The following is a 3,451-nucleotide window of genomic DNA, read 5'->3' as shown; positions in this document are numbered from 1 at the left end:
ACGCTGAGCTTCTCGAGCGTTCTCTCCAGCGCATGCGCCAGTTCGCACAGGTCGGTGTAGCCGACCGTGGCCGAGGTGCCGGCCAGCGTGTGCGCGGCCGTGATCGCGTCGGCCGATGCACGCTGCACCGGGTCCTTGCGCAGCGCGGCGAACGCGTCTTCCAGCGTGGCGCACAGCGCTTCGGTTTCGAGCAGGTACACGTCGTGCAGCGCCTGGCCGATGGCCAGGTCGCCCACGCGCCGCACGGCGTCCTCGCCCGGCGGCGTGATCTGGACGTCGAGTACGGGGATATCATCAAACTGCGCATCAAACTGCGCATCAAACTGCGCGTCCAACTGCACATCCAGCTGGGCATCAGCCGGCGGCTCGAACGCGCCGCCCTCCTGCACCCGCGCCGCTGCCTCGATCAGCGCTGCGCCATCGCGCTGCGGCGCCTGCCCGGCGGCCAGTTCGGCCACCCAGGCATCGAGTTCGGCGTAAGCGTGCGCGAGCAGCGCCAGGAGGTCGGCAGTGGCCGCGCGGCCGTCGGCCAGCCAGATGTTCATGACCCGCTCGATGCTGGCGGCGGTGGCGCCAAAGGCTTCCAGGCCCACCATGCGGCTGCTGCCCTTGAGCGTGTGGAAGGCACGGCGCAGGCCCGTCAGCGTTTGCTGGTTACCCGGCTCGTCGGCCGCGCGCGGCAGCGTCTCGACCACGACGCCGAGCACTTCCTGCGCCTCGGCGATGAAGATCCCGAGCAGTTCGGCATCGACGTCGTCGTGTGCGCCGGCTTCGGCGACAGGTGCCACCGGCGTCTCGACGGCGGCGGCAGCTTCGGTGAACTCGAACGGCAGCTCGCGCAGCAGCTGTTTGTCGGTGTCGAACGTGAAGCGGCCGCGCGCCAGCGCGCTGTCCTGCGCCAGCAGATCGGCAAAGAAGCCCAGGGCGCCGATGTTCTGCGCGATATTGTGCAGCGACGCGTGCTGCGCGGTGACATCGCTGGCGCTGTCGGCCAGGGTGCGCACCGCGTCCTCGACGTGGCGCACGCTCAGCACGGCCTGTTCCTGGTCGAGGATGGCAAACGCCCCCTGCAAGCCATGCAGCACCGGCCCGGCCTGTTCCAGCACCTGGCGTTTGGAGGGGTCGTCGTAATAATCGTCGAGCAGTTTTTCGATCTGGCGCAGGCCGGCCTTGACCTCGCCCGCCAGCACGGCCACGGTCTGRCCCTGCTGGATCTGGCGTGCCAGCTCGCCCTGCCATTGCGGCGCGTCGGGCGGGGTTTCGCCGGCGGCGAGTGCCAGGAGGCGCGCGCCGACGGCTTCGGCATTCTGCGAAAAATCGTCGGGCAACTGGCGCAGCTGGTCCAGGCTGTTCTCGACGAACAGCATGGCGGCGGCCATCTCCAGGCCAAACTGATCGTCGCGCCCCGACTGCACCGAGTCGCCCGCCGCGCGGCCCAGTTCACGCAGCAGCTGCGCCAGCGCTGGCGCGCCCAGCTTGTCGCTGGCGCCGGCCAGGCGCGCCAGCGCATCGTTGAAATCGTTCTCGATGGCGGCGTCGGGCTTGCCTTCACCGGCGATCAGGTCCCAGTCCGACTTGGTGCGGGCCAGCGCTTCACGCGCATCCTTCAGCGCCTGCGGATCGAGTTTGCCGTAGCGCCGTTCGGCGTAGTCGTGCGGTACCGCGCCGTCCAGGCCCAGCGCCTGGCGCAGCGCGCCGGCCTCAGGGCCCGGCGCGCACGCGGCAGCCACGAAAAACAGGGCGTCGCGCAGCATCGTCTCGGGCGCATCCTGCTGGCCCTTGGCCAGGCGCCGCAACTGCAGGTTGATCTGGCCAAAGAGCTGTTTGACATACAGGTCGGTGGCGATCTGGCCGTCAGCCACCACGCTGGCAAACGCATGCATGGCCTGCCAGAACAGGCGCGCGCGTGCGCTCTCCTGCGCGCCGGCGATCGGCGCGATTGCGGCGGCCATGTCGTGCGCCTGCGCGCGGCKCACCGCGTCGTCATCGTCGGCTTTCAGGTAGGGCAGCAGGGCTTTCTCGAACTGCGCGCGGCAGGCGGCGATGTCGACCTCGCCCACGGCAGCGCCCGTAGCCGGCAGCTCGGGCAGCACCGACAGATCGAGTGGCAGCAGGTCGGCCGGATGGACCTTGGTCTCCCCCTGGCGTTCGACCATGTCGCGGTAATACGGGAACAGGCGCGCCGGCTGTTGCGGGGCGCCGCCCAGGAGTTCGTCGAGGTATTCGCCCAGCGCACCGAAGGCGTCCAGCACCACCTGCACGCTCCCGGCGTTGCAGGATAACTGGCCATCCTTGAAACGATCGAGCACCGCTTCGGCCGCGGCGGTGAACACGCCAACGCCTTCGACATCGACCATCTGCAAGGCGCCGTGCGCCTGGTGCAGGTGCGATTTCGCATGCAGCAGCAGCGTTGGCTGCGCCTCGGGCGAACGGCCCGCTGCGTCGCGCAGGGACGTGGCCGCGCGCGTGAGGGCGTCGCGGATTTCGCCAATGACCCAGGACAGCGGGCCGGTATCAAAACTGCTGGAGCGGTTCAAGGTCGTCATCGCCTGGTCAGGATACCACGCGGAAGCGGGACACCGAATCCTTCAGTTCCTGCGCCAGCGTGGCCAGTTCCTGGATCGACAGCGCGGTCTGGCGGGTACCCTGGCGGGTCTGTTCGGTCACGGCGAGGATCTGCTGCATCTTGTCGGCCACGCCGGTGGCCTTGGTGGCCTGGCGTTCGGTGGCGGTCGACATGTCGCCGATCAGGTCACCGAGGCGGTTCGAGACGCGCGAAATGTCCGACAGCGCGGCGCCGGCGGCGTCCGACAGGCGCGCTCCCTCGACCACACCCTGGGTCGATTTCTCCATTGCCGCCACCGCATCGTGGGTGTCGGTCTGAATGGTGCGCACCAGCGCGCCGATCTGCTTGACCGCGTCGCCCGAGCGTTCGGCCAGGCGCTGCACCTCTTCGGCCACCACCGAGAAGCCGCGCCCTGCTTCGCCGGCCGATGCGGCCTGGATCGCGGCGTTCAGCGCCAGCACGTTGGTCTGCTCGGTAATGTCCGAAATCAGCTCGGTGATCTCGCCGATCTCCTGCGACGATTCGCCCAGGCGCTTGATGCGCTTGGAGGTTTCCTGGATCTGCTCGCGGATCTCCTGCATGCCCTCGATCGCATTCTGTACCGCGGTCGAGCCCTGCGCCGCCGCCGCCACCGACTGGCGCGCCACGTCGGCCGATTCGAGGGCCGAGCGCGACACGTCGGTAATCAGGCCTGCCAGGCGCAGCGTCGTGGCCGACGCATCCTGAATCTCGCGCGACTGCTGCTCGGCCGCGCCCAGCAGCTCGGTCGAGACATCCTGCGCACCGTTCGATGCGCGCGCCACCTGCTCTGCGGTGCGGATGACCCGCACCACCAGCTCGCGCAGTTCCTCGACCGTGTAGTTGACCGAGTCGGCAATCGCGCCG

At 69.1% G+C, this 3,451-nt stretch carries 2 protein-coding genes; both read right to left on the bottom strand.

What is annotated here, in order from left to right; genetic code table 11:
- On the bottom strand, nt 1-2,546 hold a 2,546-nt coding region (locus AC1DYN_RS31865), incomplete at its 3' end, for a FimL-related protein (protein ID WP_477966698.1).
- A 7-nt stretch (nt 2,547-2,553) separates the two neighbouring features.
- Nucleotides 2,554-3,451 (bottom strand): methyl-accepting chemotaxis protein (locus AC1DYN_RS31860; protein WP_477966696.1); only part of this gene is annotated, 898 nt, incomplete at its 5' end.

It is taken from the genome of Rhizobacter sp. P2_D12 (genome assembly GCF_056404395.1).
The sequence above is the reverse complement of the archived record's forward strand: the minus strand, read 5'-3'. Positions and strand labels throughout refer to the sequence as shown.